This is a genomic window from Candidatus Thiodiazotropha sp. AKAK2, assembly GCF_058244685.1.
Genome location: NZ_JBSYOP010000029.1, coordinates 18,751 through 35,309, shown reverse-complemented (window position 1 = coordinate 35,309; position 16,559 = coordinate 18,751). Strand labels below are relative to the sequence as shown.

At 55.6% G+C, this 16,559-nt stretch carries 13 protein-coding genes; 6 read left to right on the top strand and 7 right to left on the bottom strand.

All coding sequences use genetic code 11. The features are described 5' to 3' along the window. Positions 1 to 135 precede the first annotated feature (135 nt). Positions 136 to 2,460: a penicillin-binding protein 1B gene (gene mrcB, locus AC4IE8_RS12670; RefSeq protein ID WP_490791172.1), complete on the bottom strand. Its 2,325-nt coding sequence runs from the start codon at positions 2,458 to 2,460 to the stop codon at positions 136 to 138. A gap of 264 nt (positions 2,461 to 2,724) precedes the next feature. Here mrcB and AC4IE8_RS12665 point away from each other — a divergent pair, with 264 nt between their 5' ends. Beyond that, a complete protein-coding gene (locus tag AC4IE8_RS12665; RefSeq protein ID WP_490791171.1) occupies positions 2,725 to 3,399 on the top strand; it encodes a c-type cytochrome in 675 nt (224 codons plus the stop codon). A gap of 84 nt (positions 3,400 to 3,483) precedes the next feature. Here AC4IE8_RS12665 and AC4IE8_RS12660 read toward each other — a convergent pair whose 3' ends face one another. The 6 genes from AC4IE8_RS12660 to AC4IE8_RS12635 all read right to left on the bottom strand — a co-directional run bounded on the left by AC4IE8_RS12660 (position 3,484) and on the right by AC4IE8_RS12635 (position 8,499). Continuing rightward, positions 3,484 to 4,215 (bottom strand): L,D-transpeptidase family protein, encoded by a 732-nt coding sequence (locus AC4IE8_RS12660; protein ID WP_490791170.1) that lies wholly within the window; start codon positions 4,213 to 4,215, stop codon positions 3,484 to 3,486. After that, a complete protein-coding gene (locus AC4IE8_RS12655; protein ID WP_490791169.1) occupies positions 4,212 to 4,922 on the bottom strand; it encodes a type 1 glutamine amidotransferase in 711 nt (236 codons plus the stop codon). Before AC4IE8_RS12655 ends, AC4IE8_RS12660 begins: the two co-directional genes overlap by 4 nt. A 110-nt stretch (positions 4,923 to 5,032) precedes the next feature. Further along, the gene (locus AC4IE8_RS12650; RefSeq protein WP_083226040.1) at positions 5,033 to 5,605 is read right to left on the bottom strand and encodes a class GN sortase; all 573 of its coding nucleotides are present in this window, start codon (positions 5,603 to 5,605) and stop codon (positions 5,033 to 5,035) included. Then, positions 5,596 to 7,683 (bottom strand): marine proteobacterial sortase target protein, encoded by a 2,088-nt coding sequence (locus AC4IE8_RS12645; RefSeq protein ID WP_490791168.1) that lies wholly within the window; start codon positions 7,681 to 7,683, stop codon positions 5,596 to 5,598. Before AC4IE8_RS12645 ends, AC4IE8_RS12650 begins: the two co-directional genes overlap by 10 nt. After that, the gene (locus AC4IE8_RS12640) at positions 7,661 to 7,822 is read right to left on the bottom strand and encodes a hypothetical protein (RefSeq protein ID WP_490791167.1); all 162 of its coding nucleotides are present in this window, start codon (positions 7,820 to 7,822) and stop codon (positions 7,661 to 7,663) included. The genes AC4IE8_RS12645 and AC4IE8_RS12640 overlap by 23 nt, the downstream gene beginning before the upstream one ends. After that, positions 7,819 to 8,499, bottom strand: coding sequence for an OmpA family protein (locus AC4IE8_RS12635; protein ID WP_490791166.1), 681 nt, complete (start codon positions 8,497 to 8,499; stop codon positions 7,819 to 7,821). The genes AC4IE8_RS12640 and AC4IE8_RS12635 overlap by 4 nt, the downstream gene beginning before the upstream one ends. Positions 8,500 to 8,906: 407 nt before the next feature. Here AC4IE8_RS12635 and AC4IE8_RS12630 point away from each other — a divergent pair, with 407 nt between their 5' ends. From AC4IE8_RS12630 to AC4IE8_RS12610, 5 genes are all read left to right on the top strand, one after another. Then, the gene (locus AC4IE8_RS12630) at positions 8,907 to 9,326 is read left to right on the top strand and encodes a substrate-binding domain-containing protein (protein ID WP_490791165.1); all 420 of its coding nucleotides are present in this window, start codon (positions 8,907 to 8,909) and stop codon (positions 9,324 to 9,326) included. Next, a complete protein-coding gene (locus tag AC4IE8_RS12625) occupies positions 9,295 to 10,503 on the top strand; it encodes a porin family protein (protein WP_490791164.1) in 1,209 nt (402 codons plus the stop codon). The genes AC4IE8_RS12630 and AC4IE8_RS12625 overlap by 32 nt, the downstream gene beginning before the upstream one ends. 8 nt (positions 10,504 to 10,511) lie before the next feature. Then, positions 10,512 to 13,442 (top strand): EAL domain-containing protein, encoded by a 2,931-nt coding sequence (locus tag AC4IE8_RS12620; RefSeq protein ID WP_083226037.1) that lies wholly within the window; start codon positions 10,512 to 10,514, stop codon positions 13,440 to 13,442. A gap of 222 nt (positions 13,443 to 13,664) precedes the next feature. Continuing rightward, positions 13,665 to 14,357 (top strand): proteobacterial dedicated sortase system response regulator, encoded by a 693-nt coding sequence (pdsR, locus tag AC4IE8_RS12615; protein ID WP_068991120.1) that lies wholly within the window; start codon positions 13,665 to 13,667, stop codon positions 14,355 to 14,357. A gap of 3 nt (positions 14,358 to 14,360) precedes the next feature. Then, on the top strand, positions 14,361 to 16,460 hold the full coding sequence (locus tag AC4IE8_RS12610; protein ID WP_068991115.1) for an ATP-binding protein: 2,100 nt from the start codon (positions 14,361 to 14,363) through the stop codon (positions 16,458 to 16,460). Positions 16,461 to 16,559: the final 99 nt, after the last annotated feature.

Below are 16,559 nucleotides of genomic sequence, written 5' to 3'. Positions count from 1 at the left end.
CCCACCCTACTGTTGAATTCATGGTGTAGGGTGGGGCCATGCCCCACCAAAACCCTCTGATAAAACGAGATGCAATGAGTATTAGTGCTTAAGTTAAGTGCCATTCAGGTTAGGGCCTGTTAACAGGTGCTAAGACTATCTGAACAAACCCTGCAACCACTCCACCCCGTCATCCATGAGTGAATGGCTATTGGCACAGGGCGCGTTATCCAGTGTGATCGACCCGCTGATAACAGGATAGTCTACCGCACCCCGACACCCCTCACCCCGCAGCCCGGAAACCGGATCTATGGCCACCATCTCAACGCCTCTTGGCAGATCCTCGAGCAGTGACTGGATACCGATACTGTTCATCAGTTCTGCCCAGACCCGCATAGCGCCGGATGAGCCTGTCAATCCGGTTGGCGCATTGTCATCACGACCGATCCAGGCCACCGATACCCGCCGACGGTCAAAGCCGGCAAACCAGCTATCGCGTAGCTTATCGGTGGTACCGGTCTTGCCGGCGACTGTAATGTTAGCCGGCAATAACCATTGTAACGCCTTACCGGTACCGCTGCGGGTAACCTCCTGGAGCGCCTGTCGCAACAGATAGACCGCTTTGCTATCGGCTCTGGACTCGATCTCCAGAGGGTAGCGGGAGAGCGGTTCGCCCTGGCTGTCGGTAACCTCCCGAATCGACTTCAGTGTCGCACTGAAGCCTCCGTTTGCCAGCGTCTGGTACATCTGGGTCATCTCAAGAGGCGACAGTGAGACCGCACCCAGCAGCAGGGAGGGATAGGCGGAGATCGGCCGTCTGATACCCAGCTGGTAGAGGCTGTCGAGCACCGATTTCAAGCCGACAGTGAGCCCCAAATGGACCGTCGCCAGATTCAGCGACTCCACCAAAGCTTGCTGCAGATTGACATCCTCATGGATCAGATTGTCGTAATTATCCGGCGCCCAGATCTCACCATTGGCCCCTTTGATGCGAATCGGCTTGTCTTCCAGGGGTGTAAACAGCTGATAGCGTCCCGGCTGGTTCAGGGCACTGAGATAGATCGCTGGCTTGATCAGCGAACCAACAGGCCGTACCGCATCGAGTGCCCGGTTGAATCCTGCGTAGCGGGGGTTTCGATCACCGACCAGTGCCGTCACTTCACCCGTCTCCACATCGGCCAGGGTAACGGCACCCTGCAGACTGCCTGCGGCTATCCCCCGTGCCTTTTCCAGCGCTTTGAGCTGTTTTGACAAAGCCAGTTCCGCGCGCTCCTGAAGCCAGGGATCGAGGGTTGAAAAGACCCTTAAGCCACCCGCATTCAGATCCGCCTCTTTGTAGTCCCGACGCAATTGGCGCTTCACCAGATCCATGAACGCCGGGCTGCCGGAACTGTGCAGACTACCCTGCTCAACACCCAAAGGAGCCTGTTGAGCCTTGGCCGCCTGCTGGGCATCGATCACCCCCTGATCACGCATCAGCTGAAGCACCAGATGGCGGCGCTGTTTGGCCTGTTTCGGGTGACGCCTGGGATCGTAGGCCGAGGGTCCACGCACCAGCGTCACCAGCATCGCCACACGAGGCAGATCGAGCTCCTCGAGCGGACGGTTGAAATAGAAACGGCTGGCCAGCGCAAAACCGTGGATTGCGCGACCACCCTGCTGCCCCAGATAGATCTCATTAGAATAGGCCTGCAGAATCTCATCCTTGCTGTAGCGCCAATCGAGAATCACCGCCATCAGCGCCTCATTGAATTTACGCCACAGACTCCGCTCCGGGTTGAGAAAAAAGTTTTTGACCAGTTGCTGGGTCAGGGTACTCCCCCCCTGCACCACACGTTTGGCTCTCAGATTGGCCCACAGAGCTCTAGCGATCGCGATCGGATCGACACCGAAGTGGTGATAAAAATTCCGATCCTCCACAGCGATCAGGGCAGCAACCAACCGTTCAGGGAGCTCATCCCGGCTCATCAGGATACGATCCTCACCATGGGCGGACCTGAGACTGCCGATCAGCCTGGGTTCGATGCGATAGTGGCCAACTGGTTCACCGCTCGATGCCCGTTTCAGGGACCTAACCCCCTGGCTGCCCAAAGTGACCTCCAGATAGTCGCTGGGGCGATCGATATCGGGAAAGCGAAATGCCCGGGTACGCAGCAGCACCCGACCCCGGTAGCTGGAGTATTCACCGGGCCGATCCGGGTGTTTGGCCTGACGGTACCCCAGTCCCAACAGGGTCTGCTCCAGGTGGTTCAGGGTCACCGGTGCGCCGGGATAGAGATCGAGTGAACGACCGTAGACTTTGGCTGGTAGAGACCAGCGCTGCCCCTCAAAGCGGGCCTGAACCACCCGATCCAGGTAGAGGGTGTACAACAACATGGCCAGCATCAGGGTGATCACCATCAGCCACAGCCAACGCCGCCATGAAACACCCCGTTTCGGCTTGCGCTGTTTACGAACGGATTTTTTACGGGGCTTCGCCATGCTGAATCAGGTTTCCGGTACTATCAGTCAATCAGTCGCGGCTGGAAGGTTTTCCACTGTGCACGCGTTCCAGGCGGCATGATACCCTAGCCGACAGGCAAAAAAGCCCGGCAGTTCCCGTTTATGGCTTTGCAAAATTGAATTAAATCGATGATTTCAGGCAATTAATGCCTAAAATTCAATTTCGTGAATCAAGTCTCAAAAACGACGGTCGCTAAATACTGACATGGACACTGAACAGCGTTAGGAATAAGTATGCAAGCGATGTCTAGCTATTTTAAGCCATTACTCTCTATCCCCCTTCTGTTTCTGCTGTTGTCGGCGCAACAGGCAGTGATCGCAGAGGTGGATTCCGATCAGGCGATGCAGCTGAGAAACATGCTCGAAAAGCGCATTGCCGAGATTGCCAACAATGAAAAAATGAAGAAGCGTATGGCCAAAGAGGGCCGCAACAGGACGGTATTGTGCAATACCTGCCATGGCGATGACGGTATGGCCACACAACCTTTGACGCCCAATCTGGCAGGTCAGAATCCAGTCTATATCGTTGATCAGTTTCAACGCTTCGGCGATGGTCGTCGCAACGACTATCTGATGAGCAATCTGGCCAAAACCTTCACCCTTGAGGATAAGATCAAAATTGCCATCTACTATGCAGAGATGGATATGAGACTCTCCGGCGGTGGTAAACCGGAGTTGATGCAGGAAGGCCAGCGGATCTACAAAGAGGTCTGTGTGGAGTGTCATGGGGATAATGGCCGGGGTCAGGAGGGCTATGCCCGATTGGCTGGTCAGCGCTACGACTATGTGGTGAAGATGCTGAAAGAGTTCCGGGATCGTACCGGCAAACGGACCAATGTCTGGATGACTGGCGTTGCCATCCGCCTGAATGACCAGGACATGGAGGCTGTGGCGACCTATCTGGCGAATTTGAAGTAGTCTGCAGCGCGGCTAGTCAGCCCGTTCAACGTCACACGCAGTGAGCCTGCCTGAGGTGAGTTTTACAACAAACGCCGGGTAGGCTCAATTTGGTGCCAATTGCGCTCCATAGCCAACCCTGGTGCAACCCAAACCACAGCCTAACCGCTTCTCTGACAACGGAAACTTAGCCAGGCGCAATTTCAGATAGCCGTAGAGATCATCCAGCCAGGCAGGCTCTTCTGTCGCCGTGATTGCCCGGCTGCGGAAATCATAGGGGACGATCAGCACAGCGGCCTTCTCCACACCCAGCCTGGCCACCAGGTAGAAAAGTTCCTCGATGTAGTGATTGCCGATGGCCAGGCAACCGGCCGACCAGGCACTACCGTGGATATAGATGTTCGAGCCGGGTTTATGACGATCCTCACGACCCGCCTGCACCCAATCGAAGGCGTTTGGGTAGTTGAGCCTCATCGACAGATGAAAATGGCTGTTGGGGTTGAGGCCGACGATGCGGTAAAAACCTTCCGGCACCTGTTTGTCACCCTCCCGCAGCTTGGGTCCAGCCTCACCGCTGGCGGCAAACATCGCGTAGTCGTGGATGAACCACCAACGCTGTTGTGAATAGGCCCACAGCTCCAGACGGCGGCTCTCTTTCAATGCGATCAGCTGCACCCGCTGGGGCGGAAAATCGACACCGACCTGTTCGAAACGGGCGGCGATACGCTGCCCGGCATCCCCATCCAACCGCTCCATGACAGCCTCAAGTGGCGCATTGGAAGAGGCCTGGGCAGCCAGTGCCCAGCCAGAAACCAGTAGTAGAATCCAAAACCTCATACCCTGCATAGCACTCTGTTCAGCCAGTTACCGTAGATAATAGCGGAGATCTCATGCAGCCGGTCAATCTGCAGATCCAGATTCTTCAAGATAGTCTCGACAGATTGGCGACAGGTCGTGTGAGTCTCCAGATCGCTGCCATATCGTTCAATCCAGTTCCTGATCATCGGCTGTGTCATCTCCAGATGAAACTGCAGGCCCAGATGATCCCCCAAGGCAAATCCCTGGTGGGGGTAGCAGTCACTCTCCATGATCCATCGGCTGCCGGCAGGTAAAGTGAAGGTATCCGCATGCCAGTGAAAGGCCATGAACTGCTCCGGCAAGCCCTGCAGCCAGCCCGCCTGGTCATGCTGCGGAATCCCCCGCACCGGATGCCAACCGATCTCCATGTCGTCACCCCGGGTCACCTCACCACCCAGCGCCCGACTGATCATCTGGGCGCCGAAACAGATCCCCAGGATCGGCAGATCCTGTTCAATCGCCTTGCGGATCAGTGCCAGCTCCCCCTCCATCCAGGAGAGCTGGTCATTGACACTCACACCCGCCCCCATAAAGACCAGTGCGGAGACATCATCCGTGCTCTGGGGGACCGGATTGGCCTCATCCACACAAACCAACTCCCAGGGTATGGATCGTTGCTGCAGATAGTCCCCCAGATAGCCCGGAGGTTTACAGACCATATGGCGGAAGATTCGGATCGGCTTCATCGACGGTTTTTTAACTATTTGACGATTCCAGTGCGACACCATCGGAGCGGATAGCCGACCCGATGGTGACGGATACTTGATTCTAACCTGAAACGCTCACAAATGTGGATTCAACCGGTGATTTCAGCACGCACAATGTAGCGAAGAGGCCCTCCAGGCATCAGGGCATCAAACGGGAAGCAAGTGATCAGCAACAGCTCCTGAGGGCCAGTCAGGGGGATCTGCCAACCGGCCCGCTGATCCACCACCAGGCGCTCAACCACCCGATAATCCATCTCTCTGCCATCACCTCCCTGAAGCTTGAGAATATCACCGATCTGCAGATCTTCGAGAAAACGAAAATGGGTATCACGATGGCCGGAGACAAAACTGCGCCCCACTCCACCGGGCAGGGTACTCTGTTCCGCCCAGCCCGGACCAAAGGCCAGCGTTGAGCCACTGTCGCCACTCAGCACCAGACGACTCACCCCAAGGCGGGGTGATTCGAGCCGGGCTACCGGCCAGGTATCGGCCCAGGGCCAGGGGGTCACCTGCCGCTGACCGTTCAGCGTCCGCTGCCAGGCAAGATCGATCAACCCCTCGGCGAGCCAGGCCTTGGCTTCGATCCAGAGCCCGTTTACCACCATACCGCAGCCAAATAGCGCCATCAGCAAGGCCATTGCCTGAGCCACTCTCAAACCCATCGGCCAGTGATCCTCGAAGCGAAACGCAGGGTTATCCAGGCCAGGCCCAACAGACCGATACCGAGCAACAGATTGAGCGGTGCACCGGTAGCCGTCCTGGGCAGGCGACCAAATACCGCCTGCGCAGACCAGCCGGCGGGCAGACTGACCGGTAGATCACCACCGTGAAGTGACTCGTTCTGAGGACGCACCGGGGTCTTCTCAACGGCCACCAGGCTGGTATAGGGTGAGATCAGTTGATGCTCCAAGGCGATTTTCAGGACCGCTTCACGCCGCTGTTGAGGCGTGGTCGTGGTGGTCGAGGCCATGATCGATCTGATCCGCTCCCTGGCCCACAGGGCATGAACTCCTGGACGCTGAGTCTCACCCTGGCCAAGATCGACCAGTCGTCTCCAGGCCACACCATCCCGCTCACCCACGACCTGCAGCAGACCATCGAGGTCGCTCCCTTTAAGGGCCAGTAGCAGAGGTTCGCCAAGATAGAGGTCGGGTAGGCGCCCCGGCTCTACATCCAACTCTCCCCGGCCCTGCCAGCCGAGCCGAATATCTCTCATGCTGGGGTGCTCAAGCTTCGTAAAAAGTGCCTGCATGGTGCTTGAGACCTCGGAAATATCCCCAATGTAGCTGAACGAGCCACGGCCAAAATCGGCGGCGCGTTGCATGAAGTGGCTGTTCGGCGCGGATCCGATACCGACCGTGAAGAGCCGGCTATCGCCCAGCTTGTCCTGGATCAGGGAGAACAGTTGCGGCTCATTGCCCACACTGCCATCGGTGAGAAAGACAATCTGGCGCAAGCGCTCCATCTGGGCCTGCTGGTTCAGCGCCAGCTCAAGGGCCGGCATCATCTCGGTTCCTCCATCGGCTCGCAGCCGATCGATAAAAGCCAACGCCCGCTGCTGATTGGTGTCGGTTGCGGACTGGGGATTGGAGAACAGGGATTGACTGCGATTGTTGAAGGCGATCAGATTGAACCGGTCATCCGGCTGCAGACGGCTGACCGCCAGTCTCAGGGCGGCTTTAGCCTGCGCCATGGAAGGACCGCTCATCGATCCGGAACGATCGATAATGAACACCAGCTCCCTGGAGAGCGCTTCCGCTGCTGTTGCTGACGCCGGTGGCATCAGCATCAGCAGGGCATAGTCCTGACCCTGCCACTGTTCGCGAAACAGGGCCAGTTCCGGCTCTGCACCGATCTTAGGTCGCCAGTTGATGACAATATCCCGATCTGCCTGCACCTCACCGTCCGCCAATCGAAGATGGACCACGCCCGGCTCTTTCCGCTCTTCCACTATACGGTGATAGCGGCTGACCACCTGTGACAGTGGCATACCGGCATCGATCCGAACCTCCATCGCCAGGGGATTGATCAGGCCGGCGCCTTCAGCAATCACCGGTGGTGATAGGGAAGCTGCCTCATCCAGCGACAACTGATTCGGGATATAGCGGGGTGCAACCACCATAGGGAAGCGCAGTTCAAACTCCTCTCCGGAGTAATGCACGGTCTGCTGAAATTCGATCGTTACCCGCACCTGCTCACCTGGTGCAATATTGGTTGCTGAAAGGGTAAAAATATTAGGCCTCTGCTGAGACAGCAGACTGGCCTTTTTGCCCGCCTCTCTGGCCTGCCTGAAGATCCGTTTGGCCGCCGCCTTCTCCTCGATCACCCCTTCAATGTGCCGCTTGCCGATCTGCATCCTCATCCGTTCCACAGCACTCCCTTCGGCCAGAGGAAACTGGTAGTTACCCTCCATCCAGAGCTGGCTGGGATTGGTAAAGACCTGCTCCACTTTCACCCAGGCCAGCATACCGGCCACATCGATCTCGACTCGGGTGTTGAGCAGTGGTGCCATCTCGATCTGACGACCATCCAGGCTCATCAGCTGCAGCCCCGCCGCGGTTTCACCGGCTGGATCCGCCTGTGCACTACTCCAGCCGAATACCAGCAGGATCAGCAACACGCCAGCGGACAGTCCGGTCATTACCGCTGCCAGCAGGGTAAACAGCATATCGACGATAAAGGCCCGGCTGAATTGAACCTTATTTGGTGGTTTAAAATCAGTTTCTGTGCTTACACCCATTGCGACCTCCCAGTTGCACTTTTTTCCCCTTTACGGCCCGCCGGGGAGCGGCTGCAACCCGGCGATAGCTAAAGCTGAGGATCTGTTCCGGCGAGCCGTAGACAAAGGCTTCGCTGATCGGCTGAAGCCTGCCTTTCATGAGGCATCGCCATGCAGCAGGGTGAGCTGCACCATACGGTCAAAGGCGAGTCCTTCCACATCGGTCAGCGGGTAGATGGCTGCCGACTCCCCCTGATAACGCAGTTTGATGCGTTCTGATGAGAGTCCTGCATCGATCAGCATGGTTGCCACTGCTTCAGCGCGCTGACGGCTCAGCTGATGATTGAACGACTCCGTACCACGCTGGTCGGCCCCGGCTTCGACCAGCAGCTGAAACTGGGGAAAGGCTTTGAGCATCTCCGCCAGGGAGTTCAGTTGCTCAACCATCTTCGGTTCAATCTGACTGCTGCCGGTACGAAATCCCAGACAGAAACTGAATCCCTCCTGCAGTGCCAGCAGCGAGCCATCCTGCTGCTGTTGCTCGAACTGCTGCTGATGGGCCTGAGCGAGAAGGAAATCCGACTCAGACTGGGATTTTGGCGGGGCTTTCGCGGCCAACTCCAACTTTTCATTCTCGGCATGAAGGTCGCCGATTACCGCTCCGCTGGTAAAACCGAGTACCGCTCCCGGCGGTCCACCCAGCAGGCCACCGGCCAGCATACCGAGCAGCGAACCGTAGAAGCCCTCTTTTGGTGCCGTTTCAACTTGCTCCTGGGCAAACGCAGGTGTCTGCAGCAGCAGACCGGCAAGGGATACGATGATAAGATGTTTTTTCATTTTGCTAACTCCTGGATGTTGAACCAGCGCACCATCCATGGTGTTTATTGGCACTCCGTGCCGGCGCCGGAATTCTTTGCTTTGCGGGAGTAATTACACGCCAGAGAAATGGCCTGCATGGAGCAAAATGGTGGCGAATGAGTGGCGAAATGTGGCAGAAATATGGCAGCAGTCAAAACCTTGCCTACAATAGACAGCGGAGCTGTGAGTCGATTCAAGGGAATACGGGGAGGTCGACGCGCACCTAGGACGTCTGGGGAGATGGCATGGAACTGCGCTTCCTGAAAGCTGTGACGGAGTGGCAGTTCCATTAGCTGTTTAAAAAACCATAATCTAATTATGGACTAAAGTTACTGATGGAGAATGCCGACATGGAATAGCATCTGCAAGGAACTGCCCTTAAAAAAATGACAACCAACTATCGCGCATTTGCAGTCGGTTTGCTGCTCTGCCTAACCAGTTCAGCAAATTCCGTCGATCTGGTGATCAATCGGGACATCGATTACGAGAGTCTTTCCCGCAATACCCTGCGTTCCATTTTTAGTATGCGTATGACCCAGTGGCCGAATGGCAAGCCGATACGCGTCTTCGTTATGGGGGATAAAACTTCACAACACGCCGACTTCAGTAAACATGTACTTGGGGTTTTTCCCCACCAGTTGCGTCGCGCCTGGAATCGGCAGATCTACTCCGGAATGGGACAGGCCCCCATGAAGGTCAATACTGAATCAGAGATGCTGGAACAGATTGAAAATACACCCGGCGCTATCGGCTATCTTACCGAGGACTATATCAATGAGCGTGTACGGAAGCTCTCCGTTGAATAAGTGCTGGGCCATGAGGCTGCTGGCGCTACTGCTGTTATCTGTCAATGGTTTATCAGCGTCTCAACTCGACCAGTTGGACGGGGCTCTGCAGGTGCATGGCTTCCTGACCCAGGCCTACGTGAAGACAACTGAGAACAGCTTTTTCGGTGACAGCCAGGATGGCAGCTGGGATTTCCGGGAGCTGGGGATCAACAGCTCCTATCGGTTCACACCGAGCACCATGGCATCAGTCCAACTCCTCTCCCGCCGCGCGGGAGAGATGTACGACGGTTCCCTGGACCTCGATTATGCACAACTCGACTCCACGATCTATACAGCGGATGCCAATCGCGTTGGCATCATCGTAGGTCGTTACAAGAACCCTTTCGGTCTCTACAACGACACCCGGGATGTGGCAGCAACCCGTCCCGGCATCTTCATGCCCCAAGCGATCTACTGGGACCGGGTGAGAAACATGGTGCTTTCGAATGACGGCGCTCAGCTGTTTGGCGATATGCAAGTCGATGAGCACCGTTTTTCCATCCGTTTGATTGGAGGAAAAACCCCAATCGATGAAAATGTTGAAAAGTCTTACCTCAACCCACTGGTCGATCCAGAAATGGAACAGGATGGGCTGACCTTGGGTGGCCGTCTACTCTACGAGTGGGATGGAGGGCGCTTCAATCTTGCCTACAGCAGCGCCCAGTTAACCCTCGATGCCGAGACCAGTATGTTGCCGGATGGTGAGATAGAGATCGATTACCGAGTCCTTTCGGCACAATACAACAGCGGCAGCTGGAGTCTGACCTTAGAGTATATGCAGGAGCCACTTAACTACTCCGGTTTCGGCGGAGTGATGGATGCCGGTGATACAACCCTGGATGGCTACTACCTGCAAGGCACCTATCGTCTATGGGATGATCTGGAACTGTTTGCCCGATATGAGGAGAGCCACTACGACAAGGAGGACAAACGAGGTAAAAAGACAGCTCAGCGTCTGGGATTGGAAGCGCACAATTTCTATAGCAGGGTCTCCACTCTGGGTCTACTCTGGGAGGTAACGGAAGGATTGATCGTTCGGAGTGAATTCAGTCAGGTGGATGGCACGATTTTTCTCTCCAACCTGGAAAATCCACCACCGAATGAGCGGTCACGTAACTGGAACCTCTTCTCATTGCTCGTCTCCTACAGTTTTTGAGCAAATCGATGCCGCAACAGAATCTGAATGGCATAATAGAAGAACACCAGGCAGAGAAACAGCCCTACTTCCTCAGTCTGAAGTGGAAGGTCATGCTGCTGTTCAGTCTGGTGGTGCTGATCATGAATGCCGGCCTGGCTGGCATGGGTTATCTGCAGCAACTGAAGTTGTTCGAGACCTATCAACAGCAGATTCATGAACAGCAGAACAGGCAGGTCAAGTCGTTACTGGATACCAGTTTCTTTCGTCTGGAACAGATTGCGCTGATGATTCCCTCCCTGGCAGAAGCGGCCAGCCAGGACACGAATATTCCACTGAGTGAAAAACTGCAGACCTTCTTCCTGCACAGCGCAGTCACCCTGGAGATGGAGTGGGGGCTTGAAGAGGCGGCCTACTACAGTAATGAAAATGTATTAGAGTTTAATTGGCAGACCGGCAGTCTCGGCGCCCCCTTCACTGAACTGGTCAACTCGGTCAACAGGCTGGAAACGCCCATGACTATGCTGCAATGTAATATCCGCTGCAGCCAGTACGTGGCCACGCCTCTGTTGTATAAGGGTGAGCACGCCGGAGTCATCCTGGTGGGACGATCCATCGCCGACCTGATTATTGAATTCAATGAGCTGGCAAAGACCGATATTGCGGTCATCAGCCATCTCGATCAGCCCTCCCAATTTGCCCACCACTCCCGTTTTTTAGGTAATTGGCAGCGTCACATCAGCGCCTCAAGCAACCTGAAAAAACTTTTGCCTCTGTTCCAGGATACGGCTGAAAAAGTTGATCTGAAAACCCTGATCGATGAGGGACACACAGCCAGCTACAACGGCAGGGATTACACCTTCAATCTGGTTCCGGCCAGCAGTGATGCCTCGGTGCTTTCAGCGGATTTCATTCTGGTGAGTAATATCACACCGGTGGTACGGCAGATCCGTCAGGCAACCACCCAGTCGGTATTGATCGGCATCCTCGGCTTCATTCTCTCGGAACTGATGCTGGCGGCCGTACTCTGGAATCCGATGAAACGTCTGCTGATGATCTCAGACAGCCTGCCTCTGCTGGCAAAAAACGCCTTCGATCAGGTCCGCCAAACACTCAGTCTGAAACACCACGACTGGTATCAGGATGAGATCGACATCGCCAGTGACTCCGCCATTGAATTGACCTATACGCTGGAGAGTCTCAACGAAGAGATCGCCCACAATACCAACAGCCTGATCAAACGCAGCGAAGAGCTGGCGCGGGAGCGGGATTTCCTCAGCACCATCATGAACAGTGCACAGGTGATCATCCTCACTCAGGATATGGATGGCGCGATTCTGACGATGAATACCGAAGGGTGTAAATTTATTGGTATCAATGATTATCGACGGGCTAGCGGCTACTTCAGCGACCTCTACATGAATGCCGAGGTCGCCGATGAGATGTTGCCGGTAATGAATGGATTGAGGCAGGGTATGATCCATGTCTACCAGCATGACGCTTCAGCCTTCTCATCGGATGGGCAGAATAAAACCATATCCTGGGTTCACTCCAATCTGATCGAAAAACCGGTTGCCGGCATACCGGTCGTGCTCTCAATCGGGCTCGATATCACCGACCGGGAACTGGCGGAACAGCGGTTGGCCTGGCTGGCCAATCACGATCCGCTCACCGAACTCAACAACCGGCGTTACTTCCAGACAGAGTTTGAAAAGATCATCACGCTGGCAGAGCGTTACAACCACTCCAGCGCATTGCTGTTTTTCGATCTGGATCAGTTCAAGTACATCAACGACTCCAGCGGACACCACACCGGTGACGCCATGTTGCAGATCGTAGCCCGTAAACTGCGTGAGATCACCCGCTCAACCGACCTCATCGCCCGACTGGGGGGGGATGAGTTCGCGATTGTCATACCGGAAGCCGATATACCGGCCGCCACTCGCTATGCGGACAAAATTCTCAGCGAGCTGAAGAAGATCACCATTCCGCTGAAGGGGCACAGCCATCGGGTCTCCGCCAGCATCGGTGTTGTTGCCTACCCAAACCACGGTAGCAATGCCAACGAACTTCTCTCGAATGCGGATCTCGCCATGTATCAGGCCAAAGAGTCGGGCCGTGACCAGTGGCATCTCTTCTCCAGCAGCGAACAGGCACGGGAACAGATGAGTGCCCGGGCCACCTGGAAAGACAAGATCGAACAGGCCCTCTCCGAGGATGGCTTCATACTCTACTTCCAACCAATCCTGGAGATCAGCAGTGGCATCATCTCCCATTACGAAGTACTGATCAGAATGGTGGAGAAGGATGGTTCGATCGCCATGCCCGGTGAGTTCATCCCGGTTGCCGAGCGAACCGGACTGATCCACCAGATCAATCGCTATGTTTTGCGGGCATCCGTCGCCAAGCTGGCCAGTCTGAACCAACAGGATATCGATATCACCCTGTCGATCAACCTGTCGGGACGGGTGATCGATGACCCGGAACTACTGCCCCAACTGACCCACCTGGTCAACAGCAGCGGTATCGACCCGACCAGACTGGTATTCGAGTTGACCGAGACCGCTGCATTGGCCGATGTGAATGCTGCCGAGCGGCTGATGAAAGAGCTGCAATCGATTGGCTGCCGCTTTGCACTGGATGATTTCGGCGTCGGCTTCTCATCCTTCTACTATCTGCGTGAACTGCCGTTGGACATCGTCAAGATCGACGGCTCCTTCATCAGACAGCTACCCACCAACTCCATGGATCAGGTTTTCGTCAAGGCACTGACAGAGATGGCCACCGCACTGGGCAAGGATACAGTCGCCGAATTTGTCGAAGACGAAGCGACTCTGATCCTGCTGAAAGAGATCGGTGTGATCTATGCGCAGGGATATTATATTGGCAGACCTTCACCGGAAATCCCGGTTAAGAACCTACCCACACAGAAACGCCTGGCAGAGACACTGCAAAGCTAAAGCTGATTTTTTCAGCCGTACATGGACACCAATGATCTGATTGATTTACGGACTTGTAAAAGTAGACGATTGGCCACCAAACTCGACCAACTACCGAGTTTCCGAACCCTGGAAACAGCTCAAGCAATAGTGAGAAACCCGCTCTACAGGTATAATCAAACACCTGAGCCCAACCATGGGTCGATAGATTTACCCTAACTCAACTGATAACCAGACTGCACTGTGGCCAAAAGAGAAATTGCCATCATCGAGGACGAGCAGGCGATCCGGGACAATACGATCGACTTTCTGACCCGCCAAGGATACAGCGTCATGGGTTTTGCCAGCCGTGCAGAGGCTCTTTCCGCCTTTGCCGGCAACCTGCCTGACCTGGTGATTCTGGACATCGGCCTGGCGGATGATGTGGATGGGGGATTTGAGCTCTGTCGTGAGCTTCGCAGTCGCTCCAGCACGCTGCCGATCATCTTTCTAACCGCCAGGGACAGCGATTTCGATAGCGTCGCCGGGCTGCGCCTGGGTGCTGACGACTACATCAGCAAGGAGACCAGTCTGCCCCATCTGGTGGCACGGATAGCCGCTCTGTTTCGCCGCATTGAGGCGATGCAGGAGCCACACGAGCCACAGCAACCGCTGCAACGCAATGATCTTCGCATTGATGTCGAGCGGCTCATGGCTGAGTGGCGTGAATCCCCTCTCCATCTGACGGTCACCGAATTCTGGATGCTGCATGCCCTGGTTCGCCACCCGGGCCATGTACGCAGCCGGGACAAGCTGATGGAGGAGGCCCATATCTACGTCGACAGCAGCAGTGTCTCCACCCACATCAAACGCATTCGACGAAAATTCCTCGAAATCGATCCCGAGTTCGCTCATATCGATACGGTCTACGGTGCGGGATACCGCTGGAAACCCTAAACAGTGCAGACGGCTCCCGGCTTCCTTCGCTCACTACGCTTCAAGCTGCTGCTGGCCTCACTCACCCTGTTACTGATTCCCTGGGCCGGTTACCAATATCTGCAGGGGATGGAGCAGACATTGAGAGAAGCGCAACAGCAATTGTTGATGAACCGAGCCGAAATCATCGCCAATCTGCTGGCTGTGCAATCGGTGAAATGGCTTTCGCAACAACCGGTCAATGCCGGTATCACCCCCTCACTCTACGCCTTCCCGCTGAACAATCCTCCAGTGATCGATGGGTATGCGGATGAGTGGCTCAGCCTCAAGCCACAGGCAGAGAGTTTCAACTCAGTTGGCTCACAAAAGCGGAAACTCAGCTTGGATTGGCTGGCCGGTTTCCATGACAACGACCTCTATCTGCTGCTGGAGGTCAGGGATCAGCAACTGAGCTACCCTCCCAATGAGCAGAACCTGGCCGCAGGCGATCATTTAATACTTGCACTACCCGGTGACGGGGGTGACACCAGACAACTGCGGCTCGGGACACCGGCACCCGGCTGGGTGCATGTTCAGGAGCAGGATAACGCCCGGCCAATTCCGGGGTTGTCCGGTGAGTGGCAGGAGACAGACGCGGGCTATCGTGTCGAGCTGCGCCTGCCCCGCCACCTGACAGCAGGCAGAATCTCCGTAGCGGTGATCGATTACGACCAGGCGGCGCAAAAGCCCGCTGTAAAACTTGCCACCTCAGGCCTGCAACGCAACACTGGTCTTGCCTATCTCACCCTGCCCACACCAGAGGTGGAGACTTTACTACGCGGGCTGGCCGACAACACTCATCGCTATACGCTGCTCAATCCTCAACGCCAGGTGATTGGGCGTCATGGGGTGGTCCATAGGGCCAACCACGAGCTGGAGAGTCTGCCACAGCGGCTGATCTCCCTGATCCTTGCTGAGGATCAAGCTGAACCCTTCAGCGAGCGTGAGAGACTCGGCCGCCTCGATGGCCCGGAGATTCGACAGGCTCTCTCCGGTGAAGGCTCCGTCTATCGCTATCAGGCAGCGGGCACCAATCTGACCATGCTCTCAAGCGCCTATCCGATCAGAGTGAACGGGGAAATCATGGCCGCGCTGGTCGTCGAGCAGAGCAGCCAGGAGATATTGATACTGCAGCAGAGCGCGATTGAGGATCTGCTGTTGATCAGTCTGGGATTGTTCATTGTTACCGGCGGCAGCCTACTGCTGCTGGCCTCATCCATCACCAGCCGAATCACCCGTCTCAGTGGTAAATACCAGCAGGCGGTCAGTCCGGATGGCCGACTGCTCAAACCGATAACCGCCTCTCGACAGAAGGATGAGCTGGGCCAGCTCGATGCCAGTCTGAGTGCCGTATTGAAGCGGACCAAGGAGTACAGCCACTACCTGGAATCCATGGCCTCAAGATTGGCACATGAGTTTCGAACCCCGCTGAGTGTGATCAGATCCTCTCTGGAAAATCTGGAGGCAGAGATCGGGGCGAATCCACAAAGCGATAAACAAACCTCGGCCGCATTACTCTATGCAAAACGTGCCCAGGAGGGGACCCACAGGCTGAACCAGATTTTGACCCGCTTGCGGGAAGCCACACGACTGGAGCAATCCCTGCAGCAAACCGAAGTGGTTGAGACCGATCTGACGATGCTGATTCAAGGACTTTCGCAAGGATACAGTGATAGCTATCAGTCGATCAGCTTCGAAACGAACATACCGGCAGATGCAATCAACAGTCAGGTCTCCCCGGAACTGATCTGCCAGGCAATGGACAAACTGGTCAGCAACGCCGTGGATTTCCACCTGCCAGGAAGCCCCATACGGATTGAGCTTGATTCCGCAAACGCAAACAGAGTCACCATCAGTGTAATCAATCAGGGACCAACGCTGGATGAGAGGACACAGCAAAACCTGTTCAGATCGATGAGCAGCCATCGCTCATCATCTGCTGATCAGCAACCCCACCTCGGTCTCGGGCTCTATCTGGTAAGGCTGATTGCCGAGTTTCACCATGGCATGGTGTGGGCGGTGAATCTACCGGATGGGGTCAGCTTCACGATGGAATTACCCCTTAATCACAACTCCGAAAAGTGAATCGGGAGATGCGTGAAGGATCGACTCTGTTGGAATTCCGTCGTCAGCCATAACACAGTCCAAGCATCGCTTTTTTGACTACAACAGATCCTGTCTGCC

Excerpts from the sequence above, each read along its gene's own strand:
- AC4IE8_RS12650 (WP_083226040.1), bottom strand. The coding sequence starts at position 5,605 with ATGGGTTTGAGAGTGGCTCAGGCAATGGCCTTGCTGATGGCGCTATTT.
- AC4IE8_RS12640 (WP_490791167.1), bottom strand. The coding sequence starts at position 7,822 with ATGAAAGGCAGGCTTCAGCCGATCAGCGAAGCCTTTGTCTACGGCTCG.
- AC4IE8_RS12635 (WP_490791166.1), bottom strand. The coding sequence starts at position 8,499 with ATGAAAAAACATCTTATCATCGTATCCCTTGCCGGTCTGCTGCTGCAG.
- AC4IE8_RS12620 (WP_083226037.1), top strand. The coding sequence starts at position 10,512 with ATGCCGCAACAGAATCTGAATGGCATAATAGAAGAACACCAGGCAGAG.
- AC4IE8_RS12660 (WP_490791170.1), bottom strand. The coding sequence starts at position 4,215 with ATGAGGTTTTGGATTCTACTACTGGTTTCTGGCTGGGCACTGGCTGCC.
- AC4IE8_RS12665 (WP_490791171.1), top strand. The coding sequence starts at position 2,725 with ATGTCTAGCTATTTTAAGCCATTACTCTCTATCCCCCTTCTGTTTCTG.
- mrcB (WP_490791172.1), bottom strand. The coding sequence starts at position 2,460 with ATGGCGAAGCCCCGTAAAAAATCCGTTCGTAAACAGCGCAAGCCGAAA.
- AC4IE8_RS12630 (WP_490791165.1), top strand. The coding sequence starts at position 8,907 with ATGACAACCAACTATCGCGCATTTGCAGTCGGTTTGCTGCTCTGCCTA.
- AC4IE8_RS12655 (WP_490791169.1), bottom strand. The coding sequence starts at position 4,922 with ATGAAGCCGATCCGAATCTTCCGCCATATGGTCTGTAAACCTCCGGGC.
- AC4IE8_RS12625 (WP_490791164.1), top strand. The coding sequence starts at position 9,295 with ATGAGCGTGTACGGAAGCTCTCCGTTGAATAAGTGCTGGGCCATGAGG.
- AC4IE8_RS12645 (WP_490791168.1), bottom strand. The coding sequence starts at position 7,683 with ATGGGTGTAAGCACAGAAACTGATTTTAAACCACCAAATAAGGTTCAA.